The following is a 15,076-nucleotide window of genomic DNA, read 5'->3' as shown; positions in this document are numbered from 1 at the left end:
AATGATTTAAATGATAACTTAAGTTTAATGAATAATAGACCTAGAAAATGTATACAATATAAAACACCTAAAGAAGAACTTTTTGGTTTCTTACCATAAGTGTTGCATTTGATTTGACAATTCGTCTGGTAAAAAAGCAGAAGAAATAACTGGAGTAGCATATGATATCTACAAAGAAGAAGATGCAACTCAAGAAAAAGCAGCAAATGGTCCAGAGTTAAACACTAAGTTTAATACTAATGAGTTTAAAACTGACAAGTATTACTCAATTGTAAATCAAACTCTAATTACTAAAGATCAAACTGGAAAAGATTATTCTAAAGGTACTGATGAATTAACACTTGCTGACGGATCATACGTAATAGTGGAAAATGCTAACAGAACAACTTACCAAGACCCAACTACAGGACAAACAGTATCTAAACAAGGTAAGGCAATTCCAGTTAGAATAACACTTCCATTTATTCTACCAGATGAAAATAAAACTGGTATTTTACACTTATATCCAAAGAACACAACTGTAGATTCTCCAGATACAGAAAAAGACTTTGCTGATAAAATAAAAATTACAAATGCAAATGATACAAACGCACAAGACGCAAAAAAAGATGAAAAAAACTACAGAGTAAGTGGTGTAGGTCAACCAGTACCATATACTGTAGAAACAGTATTTAAACCAGGTACAAACTTTGAACACGCTTACTGGAATGACCAAATGACAAAAGGTTTAGATTTTAAACAAGCAGATCTTGATGCAATGAAGATTTACGTAAATGGAGTAGACAAAACAGCTTCATTTGATAAAAAATTAGACGGCAATGGATATAAAGTAGTTCTTAATGACATGACTTTAGTAAATGGTAAAGATAAGAACGTAACAGTTAGACTTGAATACTCAGCTAAATTAAACGAACAATCTAAAGTTGATATTCCAGAATCAAACGATGTTACTTTCCACTATGGTAACAACCCATCAGAAGGTAACACACCAAAACCACAAACTCCAGATAATGGAAAAATCAAAGTTACAAAAACATTTGAAGAAAAACTTAATAATAAGAAACCATCAAAACTATTAGTACAACTTTACAATGCTAATACAGGGGCAAAAGTTGGCGATGAGGTAGATTTAGCTACAACTAACTGGACAAAAGAATGGACAGGACTAGACAATAAATACCAATACAAAGTAGTCGAAGTTTCTACAGGATACGAAGTAGTTTACGGTCTTGGACAAGCTGGTGAAATAACAATCAAGAACAACGAAAATGATAACCCAACTCCAAAGAATCCAGAAGAACCAAAAGTTGTAAGATATGGTAAGAAATTCGTAAAAGCTGATGAAAAAGAGGGAAAGAGACTACAAGGCGCTGAATTTGTAGTTAGAGGCGAAAAAGGTAAATATCTTGTAAAGAAAACTGATGAAGAATTAGCAAAAGATAAAAAAGATTACGACGATGCCATAGCAGCATATGATGCAGTATATAAAAACCCAGAAAAAACACAAGATGACTTAAATGCTTTATTTGAAAAAGTTAAAACAACTGCAGAAGCATTAAATAACAAATACAAATGGGCAGAAGCTGAAGCAGGTCAAAAAGAATTAGATAAAAATTCTGCAAAAGATTTAGCAAATATTGTAAAATTAACTTCAAATGAAAAAGGTCAATTCGAAATAAAAGACCTACAAGCTGGAACCTATTACTTGGAAGAAATTAAAGCTCCAAAAGGATACGCAGTAAGAGATGGAGAATTTGAATTCAAAGTTGGCAAAGGAACTTATTCTGCAGATGCAAACGGAGTAGTATACGAAGGAACAGAAAATGTTGTTGATAAAGCTCAAGGCGCAGACGCTCAAAGAGTAAACAACAGAATAGTAACAATCCCACAAACAGGTGGTATTGGTACTATTATCTTCACTGCTATTGGTCTTGCAATAATGGCATCAGCTGTTATCGCTATCAAAAAAAGACAAGCAACTGAAGCTAGATAATAACTAGAAGATCCAGAATGAAGGAAAAGCAATTTTCCTTCTTCTAAAAGTGCAAATATGTGATGTATTTGCACTTTTAGAAGAGTAAGCAATTAATGTTAAACATAAATGGAAGGTAAAATTATGAAGATTTTAAGAAAAATTTTAATGGTTATGATAATGGTGGCGATGGTTGCGACTAGCAGTTCCTTTGCTGCGGGAGATTATTCGATAACTGTGACGGTTGACAAGAAATACGGAGATGTTACTGGCAAGATGAGCTTGTGGAAGGTTTCCGATGAACAAATTCCAGGGTCAGAAAAGTCTACTGTACTTGCGGATTTGAATAAGTTGTCCGTAGAAAATCTGAATTCTACATACAAGAACAAGTCCGATGTGGAGTTTTCCAAAAATGAGGCAGTGTTTAGGAATTTGGATAAGGGTGCGTATTATGTGCGTGACACTTCGGGCATCAAACGTAACAAGGAGATTGCTTCAATTTTGGTGAACCTTCCAGATGATGTGGAGAATGACAGCAAGAATGTGACTATTCATGCGAAGGAGTCTTCTACGAATGTGAGACTTGTGAAGGTTGACGAGAGCGGTAATCCTTTGAAGGGGGCGAAATTCAAGCTTCTTGTGAGACGTGGCAGCGAGTATGTTGAGTTAAAAAACAAGGATACTATGAAAAAAGATGACAAGCTTGAACTATCTCCAAAAGATGACGACAGATCCAAGGTGCAATCTGAAGATAAAAGCTTAGATATTTTCTCGGATGATTCGAAGAATTCTGAAAAAAAGGATGATAAGAACAAAGAAGACAAGTCAAGTGATGAAGGCTTGTATATTTCAAATGAATCTGGTGAGATTATAATCAACGATATTAAAAGAGGAGATTATATTTTCAGAGAGGTTGAAGCACCTGCAGGTTATTTGATTAAAAATATTGACACTAGGTTTACTATTACTGACAAGTCGGTAGAACTTAGGGTTGTGAACAGTAAGACTTTTGAAAAAGACAAGGGCAGACACGATTTCATGAAGAATGATGAAGCGAAGAAGCCTTTGGGTGGTGCGATGTTCAAGGTTATGACGAAGAATGCGGACGGAAAGTTCGAGCCAGTGAAAAAGGACGGCAAGGATTATATTGTAACAAGTGCCGATAATGGTAAGTTTTCTGTTGAGGACATGGATTATGGTAAGTATTACTTGGTTGAGATAAAGGCTCCGGAAGGTTTCATTTTGTTGAGTGAGCCTGTGGAATTTGAAATCAAAAAACAAGCCGATGATAAGACTATTTCCATTGCTTTCATTACTAACAAGAGTGATACAATTACTAGAAGAAGAACTACTCCAGGTGGAGATATTACTCGTCGTAGAATTCCAAAGACTGGGGATATAAGATTTTTCATGAGTATGATTGGTGGTTTGATTATGTTCTTTATTGGTAAGTGGATAATTGCGAAGGACGATAAGTTAATAGGAAAAAATATTAGGTAAATCGAAGAATTATTTGAAGTATAAATGTAGCGGGCCCTCATGCTAATGATCTACTGTTGTGAGTTGGGTTATGGTGTGGGGGCCGATGTTTATGCTGATGAGTCAAATGTTTTTCGATTTTATTTTTTGAGGTATAATTGACTTGGAAATCGGTGTTTGAGAAAGGTTATTGTAATGTGGAAGAAGATTAAGCATAATTTTGTGTTTATTTTAATATTTTTATTGGGATTTGGCGTGATGATGTATCCTGTGATTTCTAGGTTGTATTATAGGGTGGATTCGGCAAATCAAGTAAAGGAGTTCGACAAGGCTGTGAAGGGTTTGTCGAAGGAAGAATTGGCGAAGAGGTTGGCGCTTGCGAAGGGCTACAATGATTCGTTGAATAATGTGGTGACGAAGGATCCTTATGATAAGAAGAACCAAGAAGAGGGCAGGAAGGCTTATGCGAGAATGCTTGAGGTGAAGGAGAAGATTGGTCACGTTGAGATTCCGAAGATTAATCAGGATTTGCCGATATATGCAGGGACTAGCGAGGATGTGTTGCAGATTGGGGTCGGCCACTTGGAGGGGACGTCCCTTCCTATTGGTGGGAACAATACTCATGCGGTGTTGACTGCTCATAGTGGGCTTCCTACGGCGAAGTTGTTTACGGATTTGAAGATGATGAAGATTGGCGATAAGTTTTACGTTCACAATATTTTCGGGACGTTGGCTTATCAGGTAGATCAGATAAAGATTGTGGAGCCTTCGAATTTTAACGATTTGTTGATTGTGAAGGGTCATGATTATTGTACGTTACTTACTTGTACTCCTATTATGATTAATTCGCACAGGCTTTTGGTTAGAGGTCATAGGGTTCCTTACGTTCCTGCTGTTGACGAGGCGTTGATTGCTGATAATAAGGCAAGTTATATTTATAGGTATTTGTTCTATGTTTCATTGGTTATTATCGCTATTTTGTTGTATTTGATTTATCGTCAACGTAAGGCGAAGAAGAGATTGAGAGAACTTGATGTAGAGGATAAGCATGAAGAAGTCTAAGTTAAAGGAAAATTTGAAATATGTGTTGATTTTCTTGGTGGGGTTTGCTGTTACGATGTATCCTTTGATTTCGAGATTGTACTACAGGATTGAGGCTAACAGTGAGGTGCATGATTTCGATACTACTGCCAAGAAGATTGACAAGAAGGAGATCGACAGGAGGATTAGGCTCGCTCAGATTTACAACAAGACTTTGGATCCTAGTAAGCTTGCGGATCCTTATTCTGAGAAGGAAAAGAAGAATGCGATTAGTGAGTATGCGAGAATGCTCGAGGTGAAAGAGAAGATTGGTCACGTTGAGATTCCAAAGATTAATCAGGATTTGCCGATTTACGCTGGTACGAGTGAGGAGGTTTTGCAAAAGGGTGTTGGTCACTTGGAGGGGACGTCTCTTCCTGTTGGTGGCAAGAGTACACACACTGTGTTGACTGCTCACAGGGGGCTTCCTACGGCGAAGTTGTTTACTGATTTGAATAAGATGAAGAAGGGCGATGTGTTCTACATTCACAATATCAAAGAGGTGTTGGCGTATAAGGTTATCGACATTTTTGTTGTGGAGCCGAGCGATTTCGACAAGGTTTTGGTTGTGGAGGGCAAGGATTATTGTACGTTGTTGACTTGCACTCCGTATATGATTAATTCGCACAGGTTGTTGGTGCGTGCTGAGCGTACTGAATACAATCCTGCTGCTGTGGAGAAGGATTTGGTGAGTCAAGTGACTGGTAAGTACAAGTTTTATTTGATTATTTCACTGATTATTATCGCGATTTTGTTGTGGTATTACATTAGACAAAGAAGAAGGAAGAAGAATAATGAGATCAAGTAGGAAGATTGGTTATGTGATTTTGTTTGTGGGGATTGGGATATTGACTTTTTGTTTGAGCAATTTGTCGTATAAGATTTTCTCACAAGATAAAAAGATGGATGATTTTTTGAGGACACAAGGTGAGATGTCGACTGAGCTTTCCGAAAGAATCGAAAAATACAATTCGAATGTGAATGTGGATGAAACGGGTCTCGTGGATCCTTTTAATTCGGAAGATATTGAGCTTGAGAGTAGTAAGGTGATTGATGAGAATGGGATTTTCGGGTATTTGGAGATTCCGAAGATTAATTTTAAGAAGCCTATCTATTTGGGAGCGAGCTACAATCATTTGGCGAAGGGTGTCGGTCAACTTGACGGTACTTCGATTCCTGTGGGTGGTAAGGGCAGACGTAGTGTGCTTGCAGGCCACAGGGGTTGGTACGGCGATATTATGTTGTTGAAGGTGGGTCAATTGTATTCGAATGATGTGGTGTATGTGCATCATCATGGGAAGACGTTGACGTACAAGGTTGTCGGAAGACAGTACATCAGTCCGTCGGATTGGGATATGTTGAAGCCTGTTGAGGGCAAGGATATGCTGACTATATTGTCGTGCGATCCGATGTATCCTCCGTTCACGAGAAGGATTTTGATTAATTGCGTGAGGGTTGATGAGAATTCTTCGAAAACTACGGCTGATGCTACGAATAATGAGAATGCGGCACAATTGAACACGAAGAGCGATTCGTCATCAAAGACTGTTGATTATGTTTTGTTGGCGTTTACAATATTAGCGTGGATTGTGCTTATTGTGAATATCAGAAAATTTGTGTTGGATATTAGAAAAGACAGGAAATAAAATAAAGGGTAGTGCAATAGATTTTCTATTGTGCTACCCTTTTTGTTTGAAATGAAAATTTTATCCGAAATATATTCCGAAAAACTGTGCTACTGATGCTAGTATTATGAATATGTGCCATATTGAATGGAAGTATTTGCGTTTTTTGGCGTAGAAGTAGACTCCAATGGAATATAGAACTCCTCCCGACAATATGAGTATGAATGAAAGCATTCCAGAGATTTGGATGACTTTTTTCATAAGTAGAACTGACATCCATCCCATCACAACATATATTATAAGTGATTGCTTTTTGTATTTTTCTTGGAGATTTTTCCTGAATATTGTGATTTTGAGGATTATTCCTATTAGTGCTATAAGCCAAATGGCTACAAGAAATCCTACTCTTTGTGCGCCTTGTAATACTCTGACTATTATTGGCGTGAATGTTCCTGCTATGCAGATGAATATTGCGGAGTGGTCGAAATATCTGAGGACTTGTTTGGCTTTGGTGTTGGTGATGGCGTGATATAGTGTGGAGAACAAGAACATCAGCATTAGGCTGACTCCGTAAATTATGTTTGCGATTATAAGTGGGGTGTTGCCTTTTGATTTTATGATTAATAGTACCATGAACGCTATTGCTATTAGTACTCCTACTCCATGTGTGACGGAGTTGAAGATTTCTTCGCCTATTGTGTATCTTTTATTAGTTTGTTGCATTGATTCCTCCTTTTTTATGTTAATGAAATTTTATTCTTTAATTGTGGTTATTTTATGAGTTTGTGAAAATGTTTGTGATGCGATTGATACAAATGGCAAAAGTGTATGAATTAGGATATAATTGATGTAACGAATGATGAAAAAGAGGGATTTATGAAGTATAGATTATATAATGCGGATGATTACGACAGATGTTGTGATTTGTTGAGAGATTCTAATATGAAGTACAGTTTTTCGGAGAAGAGCGATATGAAATTATTCACGGATATTGTAGCTTCGGAGAGTTTCTGTGAGGATTGTACGTTTGTATTGGAAGATGAAGATGTGATTTGTGGGATTGTTATGTTCACGAGATGTCGTGTGAGAAAGTTCGATGGGTTGTTGTTGTCGATTTTCTACATTGACGATGAGCATTTGAGTGATGATAATGTGGATTTGCTTGTGGGAAATGCTGTCGATGATGTTATGGGTCGTGGTGTGAAATTTGTCTGTGTGATGGGAGAGCCTGATGTGTTCACGAGGTTTGGTTTCACGAGGGCGAGGGACTACGGGATTTTGTGTCCTTTTTATGTGGAGGATGATTATTTCATGGCGAGATGCGAAGAGGGTTTCAAGACTCGTGGTGAGTTGAGTTATGCAAAGGAGTTTTTTGAGTAATGAAGATTAGTTTGTGTGCTGTGGAGCAACGATTGAATGATAAGGTATTTAATTTGAAACAGATTGAGAAGTATGCGAGACAGGAAGCTGAAAACGGCGCTGACATGTGTGTGTTTGGGGAGAGTTTCTTGCAAGGATTTGAGTGTTTGAGTTTCGTGTACAAGGATGATGTTGGTGTTCCTGTGACGCAAAATTCGAATGAGATTGCGGAGATTCGTAGGATTGCGAGGGAGAATGAGGTTGCGATTTCGTTCGGATATATTGAGAATGATCATGGTGCATTTTATTCTTCGCAGATGACTGTGACGAAACGTGGCGAGATTATTAACAATTACAGGAGAATGAGTCCTGGTTGGAAGGAGCCTTCTGCTTGCAGCGATTACAGGGAAGGCAGCAAGTTGTATTTGTACAAGATGGATGGAGTGAGTTTTTCGACGTTGATTTGCGGTGATTTCTGGGATGAGAATTTGTACACTTATATTTCTATGATTGACTCGGATATTTTGTTGTGGCCAGTGTTTGTGGATTTTTCGGTAATTGACTGGTATAAGAATGAGTTTGAGGACTACAAGAAACAATCGCAGCTTGTGCCGATGCCGGTGTTGTTTGTGAATTCGTTCGTGGATGAGGACGACAGGGCGAAGGGTGGCGCTTATGTGTTTTACCAAGGTAAGGTTGTTGAGGAATTGGAGCCAGGGGAAGAGGGCGTGTTGAGGTATGAGTATAGGAAGTAGTGAGGTATGAGGGAGTTCGTGTGGAGATAGGTTTTGAGATGGAGTTAGAGTGTTCGTGATTAGGTAGACAGGGACGAGTTTTTGTTGCAGGAATTAGGTTGAGAATTCGTGTGTAGATAGACAGGGACAGGCTTTTGTTGCTAGATTTACGTTATTTCATACCAGAATAAAAGGTTTAACTTCACTCGTCTAGCTTCCAAAAATTGGAAAACATCTAATCTCGAAATCCTAAAATTTGAAGCTCGTGCTTCGCACTCAAGCGGTCAAATTTTGGCCGGATTTCTTCGATTGAGTTTTCTCAATTTTTTCCAGATGACTCGCTTAGTTAAAGCCTTTTATTCTAAAGGATCATACCTCATGGGAGATTTGGGGGAGAAAGTTGATAATTCAACTCTCAAAATCCTAAATCAGTCCGCTTGCTTGCGCTTCGTTTCCTGATTTTGACGGATTTTTTCGAATGAATTTTCGTTTGTATGGGGCTGGTGCATAGGTAGGTAAGGATGAGAGTTGTTTCAGGAATTAGGTTGAAAATTCGTGTGTAGGTAGACAGGGACAGGTTATGATTGCAGGATTTACGTTGTTTCATACCAGAATAAAAGGTTTAACTTCGCTCGTCAACGGGACGTAGGAGCGGTTTTGCTCGAATATCTGGTCTACAGAAATTTGTGATTTCTAAATCTTGGTCTCCTAAAATTTGAAGCTCGTGCTCCGCACTCAAGCGGTCAAATTTTAGCCGGAGCCCTTCGATTTGAAATCAGCAAAATTTCTTCCGAATGATATTCTTCGTCAAAACCCGCTTCCTACTAAAAAACTCTTAAAGTTGAAAACATCTAATCTCGAAATCCTAAAATTTGAAGCACGCTTCGCTTTTATAAAAGAAAATAAAAATTATAACCGTATGAAATTCGACACGTTTAGAAATTAAGCAGAAATTTACATAAAATAATGATAAGAAGGGATGGTGTTTGATGGGTCGTTTTATTGATGAGGAGCTTTTGTCTAAAAGAAGAGCTATTGAGCTTTGGGACAAGGGTTTGATTAATAATTTTGAGGTTGGTACTTACAAGGGTTTGCAGGAGATTCACGCATTTTTGTTTCAGGATATTTTTGATTTTGCTGGGAAGACTCGTGATGTGAATTTGTCAAAGGGAAATTTCAGGTTTGCAAATTTGTTGTATTTAGAAAGCAATTTGGCGATTATTGAGAGGATGCCTGAGGGGTCTTTTGATGAGATTATTGAGAAGTATGTGGAGATGAATGTGGCGCATCCTTTCAGGGAAGGGAATGGCCGTGCGACTAGGATTTGGCTGGATTTGATATTGAAGAAGAATTTGAATGTGTGCGTTGACTGGGCGATGGTGGACAGGGCTGATTATTTGAGTGCTATGGAGAGGTCGCCGGTGAATTCTTTGGAGATTAAACACTTGTTGAAGAATGCTTTGACGGACAAGGTTGATGACAGGGGTGTTTATTTGCGTGGTATTCAACAGTCGTATGTGTATGAGGATTTGGATAGATATGATATTGAGGATATAGAGGAGTAAAAGAATTCGTATGTAGATAGACAGGGACGAGTTTTTGTTGCTGGAATTACGTTGTTTCAAACCAGAATAAAAGGTTTAACTTCACTCGTCTGGCTTCCAAAAATTGGAAAACAACAAATCTCGAAATCCTAAAATTTGAAGCTCGTGCTCCGCACTCAAGCGGTCAAATTTTGGCCGGATTTCTTCGATTGAGTTTTCACAATTTTTTCCAGATGACTCGCTTAGTTAAAGCCTTTTATTCTAAAGGGGTCTAATTGGGAAATTTTAGGGATTCATACAGATAATTTATAAGGCACAGCAGTTCTAGAGTAAGATAAAATTTTAATTTGGGTTTATACATAAAATAATGATACGAATGGATGGTGTTTGATGGGCAGGTTGATTGATGAGGAGCTTTTGTCTAAAAGAAGGGCTATTGAGCTTTGGGACAAGGGTTTGATTAATAATTTTGAGGTTGGTACTTACAAGGGTTTGCAGGAGATTCACGCATTTTTGTTTCAGGATATTTTTGATTTTGCTGGGAAGACTCGTGATGTGAATTTGTCAAAGGGAAATTTCAGGTTTGCAAATTTGTTGTATTTAGAAAGCAATTTGGCGATTATTGAGAGGATGCCTGAGGGGTCTTTTGATGAGATTATTGAGAAGTATGTGGAGATGAATGTGGCGCATCCTTTCAGGGAAGGGAATGGTCGTGCGACTAGGATTTGGCTGGATTTGATGTTGAAGAAGAATTTGAATGCATGCGTTGACTGGGCGATGGTGGACAGGGCTGATTATTTGAGTGCTATGGAGAGGTCGCCGGTGAATTCTTTGGAGATTAAACACTTGTTGAAGAATGCTTTGACGGACAAGGTTGATGACAGGAGTGTTTATTTGCGTGGTATTCAACAGTCGTATGTGTATGAGAATTTGGATAGGTATGATATTGAGGATATAGAGGAGTAAGGGAGAGAATTCGTGTGTAGGTAGACAGGGACGAGTTTTTATTGCTAGAATTACTTTGTTTCATACCAGAATAAAAGGTTTAACACGCTTCGTCTAGCTTTCAAAAATTGGAAAACAACAAATCTCGAAATCCTAAAATTTGAAGCTCGTGCTTCGCACTCAAGCGGTCAAATTTTGGCCGGATTTCTTCGATTGAGTTTTCACAATTTTTTCCAGATGACTCGCTTAGTTAAAGCCTTTTATTCTAAAGGAACTTACGAATAAAATGATGAATCTGCTGGATGGGGTGCAAAGTATTCGTGTTGAGGTAGACAGGGACAGGGTTTTGGTTTCAAGAATTACGTTGTTTCAAACCAGAATAAAAGGTTTAACACGCATCGTCTGGCTTCCAAAAATTGGAAAACATCTAATCTCGAAATCCTAAAATTTGAAGCTCGTGCTTCGCACTCAAGCGGTCAAATTTTAGCCGGATTTCTGCGATTGAGTTTTCACAATTTTTTTCCAGATGACTCGCTTAGTTAAAGCCTTTTATTCTAAAGGAATTTACTTATAAACTTAAGGGTTTTTACGGTACATGTTGTGAAAATCGTGGATACGAATTTGAAATTTTAATAATGATTTACATATCTTTTAACGAGAAAAAAAGCAGATTACTACAATTGCTGTAGAATATCATCTGGAGAAAATAAGTATAAATCCAAGCGAAATGAACCGTTAAGAAATCTCACTGGTGCCAGAGCGAAGCTCGCACTTGAGATTTTAGGTTTATGAGCTTAGGATTTATTTATTTTCGTAAGCTAGATATTCGGGCAATTGTAGTTTTCTGCTTTGTACGAATTTATGATATGTTGGCAATATTTTATTTTGAGAGTTCCTTGTAAGCTTTTTTATTTTGTTTTAAGATTCTTTTTGAGATTTCTGTGATGGTTTCATCATCAGAATTTTGTTCTGATTCAAATGCGGAATATTCAATGAGTACATATTTTGGTTTGTTGTTTTTTAATATCACAGCAGATCCTTGTTCATCCACTAGTCGAGCGACTTTGGAGAAGTTTTGGTTTGCTTCTGTGATTGATACAAGATTTTTTGTATTAATTTTCATGATTATCCCTCCTAATAAAATTATACCACTATTTAGGATAAATTAAACCTATTTTCGCAAGCTAGATATTCGGGCAATTGTGGTTTTCTGCTTTGCATATTTTGAAGAGGTTTTTATTCTCACAAAAAAAGAAGCTGTTTTCAGCTTCTTTGATCATTTTTATTAAAATTTATTTAATACATTTTCCAATGATTCTAGTTTGATTTGTGGGTCCCATGTTGCGCCACTATCTTTTAGTTCTTGGATGTATTGTTGTTTGTTGGATTTGTAGTAGTCGATTGTGTCTTTTAATCCTTTTACTGACTGTTTGAAGTTTTCTTTGTCTTTTACTTCGGCTACTTTTTTCATTAGGTATTCTTGAGATTTTTCTGGTTTTGTTTCAAGTGATGTACATCTGTTGACCATTTCTGTGAATAGTCTATCCATTTTAAGTGATGCGCCTGCTGTTCCGTTTTCGTATTTTTCTAATCTTTCTACGAATTCGTCAAGTGTTGCTTTTTCGTCGTCTGTAAGTTCTTGGTCGTCTTTTTTGTCATCTTTTTTGTCGGCGTCATCTTTTTTATCTTCTTTTTTGTCTGTGTTTTCTTTTTCTTGTGTTTCAGCAGCCTTATCTTTTTTGTTTTCTTCAGCTGTTGATGTTGTTGTATCAGGTTTATTTAATGATTGTTCGCTGCTGCAGCTTGATAATGATACTGAAGCTATTAGTGCAAGTAATAATGCGAATTTTTTAATGTTTTTCATAATATCCTCCTCCGATTTCTTATATATATTATACCACTATTTCTATTTTCCAATCAGGACAATGTCTACAATATAGCTACAATTATACGACTAATCCTATTATTATTGTGATGAGGATAAGCATTATTATGTGTAGGTAGATGTCGAGATAGATTGCGGCTAATAATTCTATGAGGTATGTTGAGATTTTGGAGTTGAAATTAGATTGTGTTGGTATTACTATCCAGTTGACTTTCATTTTGTTGCAGATGAGTTTGGTTCTGAATGCATGAAAGTTGTTGGTGATGACGCAAATTTTTTTATCCTCAAAATCTGTATCTTGTTGTTGGATCAGTTTTTTTACGTATTGGATGTTTTGCATGGTGTTCATGGCGAGTTTTTCCAATAAGATGTCTGTGTCTTGGATGTGGTTTTCTATTGCGAAGTTTTTCATGGCGACTGATTCTTCGATGTCTCCGTTGGATTTGCCGCCGGAAAATATCATAATGCTTTTATTGGTTGTGTAATATGCAAATGATGTGAGCATTCTTTGTTTGATGAGTTCAGACAGTTCGATTCCTTTCATGGATCCACCGAGGACTACGATATAGTCAAAATCTTTGCCGTTTTTTTGGTATTTGATTATGAGGTTTCCAAGTAAATGCGACAGTACAATCAAGCTAAGATACAAATTCATTCCTATTATGTATTTGTATAGGTCAAATATTTTGAACAGGTTGACTATTATCATTGCGATGTAGAGTAAACTCGCCGATAAGTGAAGTGCGATGTTGGCTTTGACTTTTGCTTTTTGGTAGAGTCTGTAGGATATTATCGCAAGGACAAATATATCTGTGATTACGTTGATTGTAACTATTATGTTCAAGATTACATTTGAATGTGGTACAAATATCAGGCTAATGGCACTGACTACGAACAAGATGATGCTTGTTGCTGTGAACATGCTTATGAAGTTGTCTGTTGCTGCGATTATTAGAAGTATCGCAGATATGAGTAAAAGTGTGTACATTTCGTGTCCTTTCACAAAAAATTATATCACATATTAAATTTTTGATGATATAATTTAGTTAAAGGAGGGAGATTTTATGAGAGGTTTAGTGTTGGAAGGCGGAGGCGCTAAGGGTTGTTACCAAATCGGAGCGTACAAGGCGTTGGTGGAAATGGGCATTACGTTTGATTATGTTGTGGGAACTTCGATTGGCGCTATCAATGCGGCTATGATTTGTCAGGGCGATTGGGAGATTGCATACAAATTGTGGGAGAATATTTCTTATGAAGATGTGATTAGCCTAAAGGACAATGATATCAATTCTATTTTTGAAGAGAGCTTGACGTTGGAAAATGCGAAAGACAAGATAAGTTTGGCTAAGGATTTTATCGATAACAAGGGTTTCGGTGTGGATCCGTTGAACGATTTGTTGAGCGAATATATTGATGAGAAAAGAGTTCGTGAATCTAAGATGAAGTTCGGGCTTAATACTGTTGATGTGGAAAACAGGAAGGTTTTGAATTTGTTTATTGAGGATATTCCACAAGGTCATTTGTGTGATTATTTGCGTGCAAGTTCCAATTTGCTTGTTTTTAAGCAAGAAAAACTCGACGGGAAGAAGCTGATAGACGGTGGATATTTGGAGAATAATCCGTACAAGATGATTGATGATATCTGCGATGAGATTGTGATTGTATCGTTGAAGCCTTATATGTTGACGAATAAATTGAAGAAAAATCCAAAATACACCATTATTAAAACGTGGGACAGGGGTTTTCCGAAAATTTTGGAGTTTGAGAAGGAAAAGATGCGATACGGTTTGAAGCTTGGATACGAGGATACGTTGAAGGTGTATGCGGATTTGAAAAAAGAAAATTTGTAGAATTATTGGAAAATGTTTTAAAATTTTGAAAATTTTGTTGGAAAAAATTTTAGTTAGTTGTATAATGTTTAATATAGAGAATTTTTGAAAGAAGGAGGTCTGAATAATGAGCATTAAAATTAATAATGAAGTAGTTGAAATGATGCTATATTTCTGGCAATCAGCGTCAGAAGGTCAAAAGGTTGCTGAATCTTTTATCATTGATGTAGCTAATAGAGATGAAATGAAATTAATATACAATGACAAATTTGATGAGGAAGCTGTAAGAAGAGTTTTGTCATCTATTACAAACAAAGAGCTTTTGAATGGTGGAAGTCCTGAAGAAAAAAGATTCTGGAACAACAACATGTGGATGATGGAAGATATGGGTGTGGTTGATCAAATGGTACAACCTATCAAACATCTAAACCTTGATGATGTTGAAACAGACAAGAAGGAATTGATTTTCGTTCCAGGTCATGTTGATGAATATTATGATTTGGGAGACAAATTAGTTGTGAACTTCTTCAAGGTATCTGTGGATATTTTTGGTGGCACAGGTGCTGTTACTATGGATGGAGAAGATTTCAGAGAACACATCATTAAATTATTGCAAAAATAGAA

The 15,076-nt window shown here is 37.0% G+C and carries 15 protein-coding genes and 1 pseudogene; 12 read left to right on the top strand and 4 right to left on the bottom strand.

All coding sequences use genetic code 11. From position 1 onward, the window contains the following. Positions 1-130: 130 nt before the first annotated feature. The 6 genes and pseudogenes from ACU68Y_RS08110 to ACU68Y_RS08085 all read left to right on the top strand — a co-directional run. A pseudogene (locus ACU68Y_RS08110) lies at positions 131-505 on the top strand (pilin N-terminal domain-containing protein); the annotation flags it as partial. Continuing rightward, positions 491-1,993 (top strand): isopeptide-forming domain-containing fimbrial protein, encoded by a 1,503-nt coding sequence (locus tag ACU68Y_RS08105; protein WP_446765333.1) that lies wholly within the window; start codon positions 491-493, stop codon positions 1,991-1,993. The pseudogene ACU68Y_RS08110 and the gene ACU68Y_RS08105, both read left to right, overlap by 15 nt. A 123-nt stretch (positions 1,994-2,116) precedes the next feature. Beyond that, positions 2,117-3,472, top strand: coding sequence for an MSCRAMM family protein (locus ACU68Y_RS08100; protein ID WP_446755780.1), 1,356 nt, complete (start codon positions 2,117-2,119; stop codon positions 3,470-3,472). A gap of 174 nt (positions 3,473-3,646) precedes the next feature. Next, a complete protein-coding gene (locus tag ACU68Y_RS08095; protein ID WP_446755779.1) occupies positions 3,647-4,513 on the top strand; it encodes a class C sortase in 867 nt (288 codons plus the stop codon). Beyond that, positions 4,500-5,339, top strand: a complete 840-nt coding sequence (locus tag ACU68Y_RS08090; RefSeq protein ID WP_094225372.1) for a class C sortase — start codon at positions 4,500-4,502, stop codon at positions 5,337-5,339. The genes ACU68Y_RS08095 and ACU68Y_RS08090 overlap by 14 nt, the downstream gene beginning before the upstream one ends. Then, entirely contained in the window at positions 5,326-6,177 is an 852-nt protein-coding gene (locus tag ACU68Y_RS08085; protein ID WP_446755777.1) for a class C sortase, read from the top strand. Before ACU68Y_RS08090 ends, ACU68Y_RS08085 begins: the two co-directional genes overlap by 14 nt. A gap of 60 nt (positions 6,178-6,237) precedes the next feature. Here the strand turns inward: ACU68Y_RS08085 and trhA are convergent, their stop codons facing one another. Continuing rightward, complete coding sequence (gene trhA / locus ACU68Y_RS08080; protein WP_035111183.1) at positions 6,238-6,879, bottom strand: PAQR family membrane homeostasis protein TrhA; 642 nt, start codon at positions 6,877-6,879, stop codon at positions 6,238-6,240. A 153-nt stretch (positions 6,880-7,032) separates the two neighbouring features. On the opposite strand from trhA, the gene ACU68Y_RS08075 reads away from it, so the two are divergent. From ACU68Y_RS08075 to fic (ACU68Y_RS08060), 4 genes are all read left to right on the top strand, one after another. Continuing rightward, the gene (locus ACU68Y_RS08075; protein ID WP_446755776.1) at positions 7,033-7,536 is read left to right on the top strand and encodes a GNAT family N-acetyltransferase; all 504 of its coding nucleotides are present in this window, start codon (positions 7,033-7,035) and stop codon (positions 7,534-7,536) included. Then, a complete protein-coding gene (locus ACU68Y_RS08070) occupies positions 7,536-8,270 on the top strand; it encodes a carbon-nitrogen hydrolase family protein (protein WP_446755775.1) in 735 nt (244 codons plus the stop codon). Before ACU68Y_RS08075 ends, ACU68Y_RS08070 begins: the two co-directional genes overlap by 1 nt. 968 nt (positions 8,271-9,238) lie before the next feature. Beyond that, positions 9,239-9,814, top strand: a complete 576-nt coding sequence (gene fic / locus ACU68Y_RS08065; protein WP_446755774.1) for a protein adenylyltransferase Fic — start codon at positions 9,239-9,241, stop codon at positions 9,812-9,814. Positions 9,815-10,183: 369 nt separating this feature from the next. After that, positions 10,184-10,759: a protein adenylyltransferase Fic gene (gene fic / locus ACU68Y_RS08060; protein WP_446755773.1), complete on the top strand. Its 576-nt coding sequence runs from the start codon at positions 10,184-10,186 to the stop codon at positions 10,757-10,759. A gap of 859 nt (positions 10,760-11,618) precedes the next feature. Here fic (ACU68Y_RS08060) and ACU68Y_RS08055 read toward each other — a convergent pair. The 3 genes from ACU68Y_RS08055 to ACU68Y_RS08045 all read right to left on the bottom strand — a co-directional run bounded on the left by ACU68Y_RS08055 (position 11,619) and on the right by ACU68Y_RS08045 (position 13,611). Beyond that, positions 11,619-11,861, bottom strand: coding sequence for a type II toxin-antitoxin system Phd/YefM family antitoxin (locus ACU68Y_RS08055; RefSeq protein WP_446755772.1), 243 nt, complete (start codon positions 11,859-11,861; stop codon positions 11,619-11,621). 162 nt (positions 11,862-12,023) lie between these two features. Then, entirely contained in the window at positions 12,024-12,602 is a 579-nt protein-coding gene (locus tag ACU68Y_RS08050) for a hypothetical protein (RefSeq protein WP_002840350.1), read from the bottom strand. An 82-nt stretch (positions 12,603-12,684) separates the two neighbouring features. Continuing rightward, positions 12,685-13,611 (bottom strand): YdcF family protein, encoded by a 927-nt coding sequence (locus tag ACU68Y_RS08045; RefSeq protein WP_446755771.1) that lies wholly within the window; start codon positions 13,609-13,611, stop codon positions 12,685-12,687. Positions 13,612-13,687: 76 nt separating this feature from the next. Between ACU68Y_RS08045 and ACU68Y_RS08040 the strand changes: the two genes are divergently transcribed. Further along, positions 13,688-14,473, top strand: a complete 786-nt coding sequence (locus ACU68Y_RS08040) for a patatin-like phospholipase family protein (protein ID WP_446755770.1) — start codon at positions 13,688-13,690, stop codon at positions 14,471-14,473. A 106-nt stretch (positions 14,474-14,579) separates the two neighbouring features. Further along, the gene (locus ACU68Y_RS08035; RefSeq protein WP_002837489.1) at positions 14,580-15,074 is read left to right on the top strand and encodes a TDE2712 family protein; all 495 of its coding nucleotides are present in this window, start codon (positions 14,580-14,582) and stop codon (positions 15,072-15,074) included. The last annotated feature ends 2 nt before the right edge of the window (positions 15,075-15,076 follow it).

This window comes from Finegoldia sp. P1-F-LS (genome assembly GCF_052932205.1).
This window is presented reverse-complemented; position numbering and strand designations above follow the sequence as displayed.

Excerpts from the sequence above, each read along its gene's own strand:
- ACU68Y_RS08050 (WP_002840350.1), bottom strand. The coding sequence starts at position 12,602 with ATGAAAAACATTAAAAAATTCGCATTATTACTTGCACTAATAGCTTCA.
- ACU68Y_RS08055 (WP_446755772.1), bottom strand. The coding sequence starts at position 11,861 with ATGAAAATTAATACAAAAAATCTTGTATCAATCACAGAAGCAAACCAA.
- ACU68Y_RS08035 (WP_002837489.1), top strand. The coding sequence starts at position 14,580 with ATGAGCATTAAAATTAATAATGAAGTAGTTGAAATGATGCTATATTTC.
- ACU68Y_RS08100 (WP_446755780.1), top strand. The coding sequence starts at position 2,117 with ATGAAGATTTTAAGAAAAATTTTAATGGTTATGATAATGGTGGCGATG.
- fic (WP_446755773.1), top strand. The coding sequence starts at position 10,184 with ATGGGCAGGTTGATTGATGAGGAGCTTTTGTCTAAAAGAAGGGCTATT.
- ACU68Y_RS08090 (WP_094225372.1), top strand. The coding sequence starts at position 4,500 with ATGAAGAAGTCTAAGTTAAAGGAAAATTTGAAATATGTGTTGATTTTC.
- ACU68Y_RS08045 (WP_446755771.1), bottom strand. The coding sequence starts at position 13,611 with ATGTACACACTTTTACTCATATCTGCGATACTTCTAATAATCGCAGCA.
- ACU68Y_RS08085 (WP_446755777.1), top strand. The coding sequence starts at position 5,326 with ATGAGATCAAGTAGGAAGATTGGTTATGTGATTTTGTTTGTGGGGATT.
- ACU68Y_RS08070 (WP_446755775.1), top strand. The coding sequence starts at position 7,536 with ATGAAGATTAGTTTGTGTGCTGTGGAGCAACGATTGAATGATAAGGTA.
- ACU68Y_RS08075 (WP_446755776.1), top strand. The coding sequence starts at position 7,033 with ATGAAGTATAGATTATATAATGCGGATGATTACGACAGATGTTGTGAT.
- ACU68Y_RS08040 (WP_446755770.1), top strand. The coding sequence starts at position 13,688 with ATGAGAGGTTTAGTGTTGGAAGGCGGAGGCGCTAAGGGTTGTTACCAA.
- ACU68Y_RS08095 (WP_446755779.1), top strand. The coding sequence starts at position 3,647 with ATGTGGAAGAAGATTAAGCATAATTTTGTGTTTATTTTAATATTTTTA.
- trhA (WP_035111183.1), bottom strand. The coding sequence starts at position 6,879 with ATGCAACAAACTAATAAAAGATACACAATAGGCGAAGAAATCTTCAAC.
- fic (WP_446755774.1), top strand. The coding sequence starts at position 9,239 with ATGGGTCGTTTTATTGATGAGGAGCTTTTGTCTAAAAGAAGAGCTATT.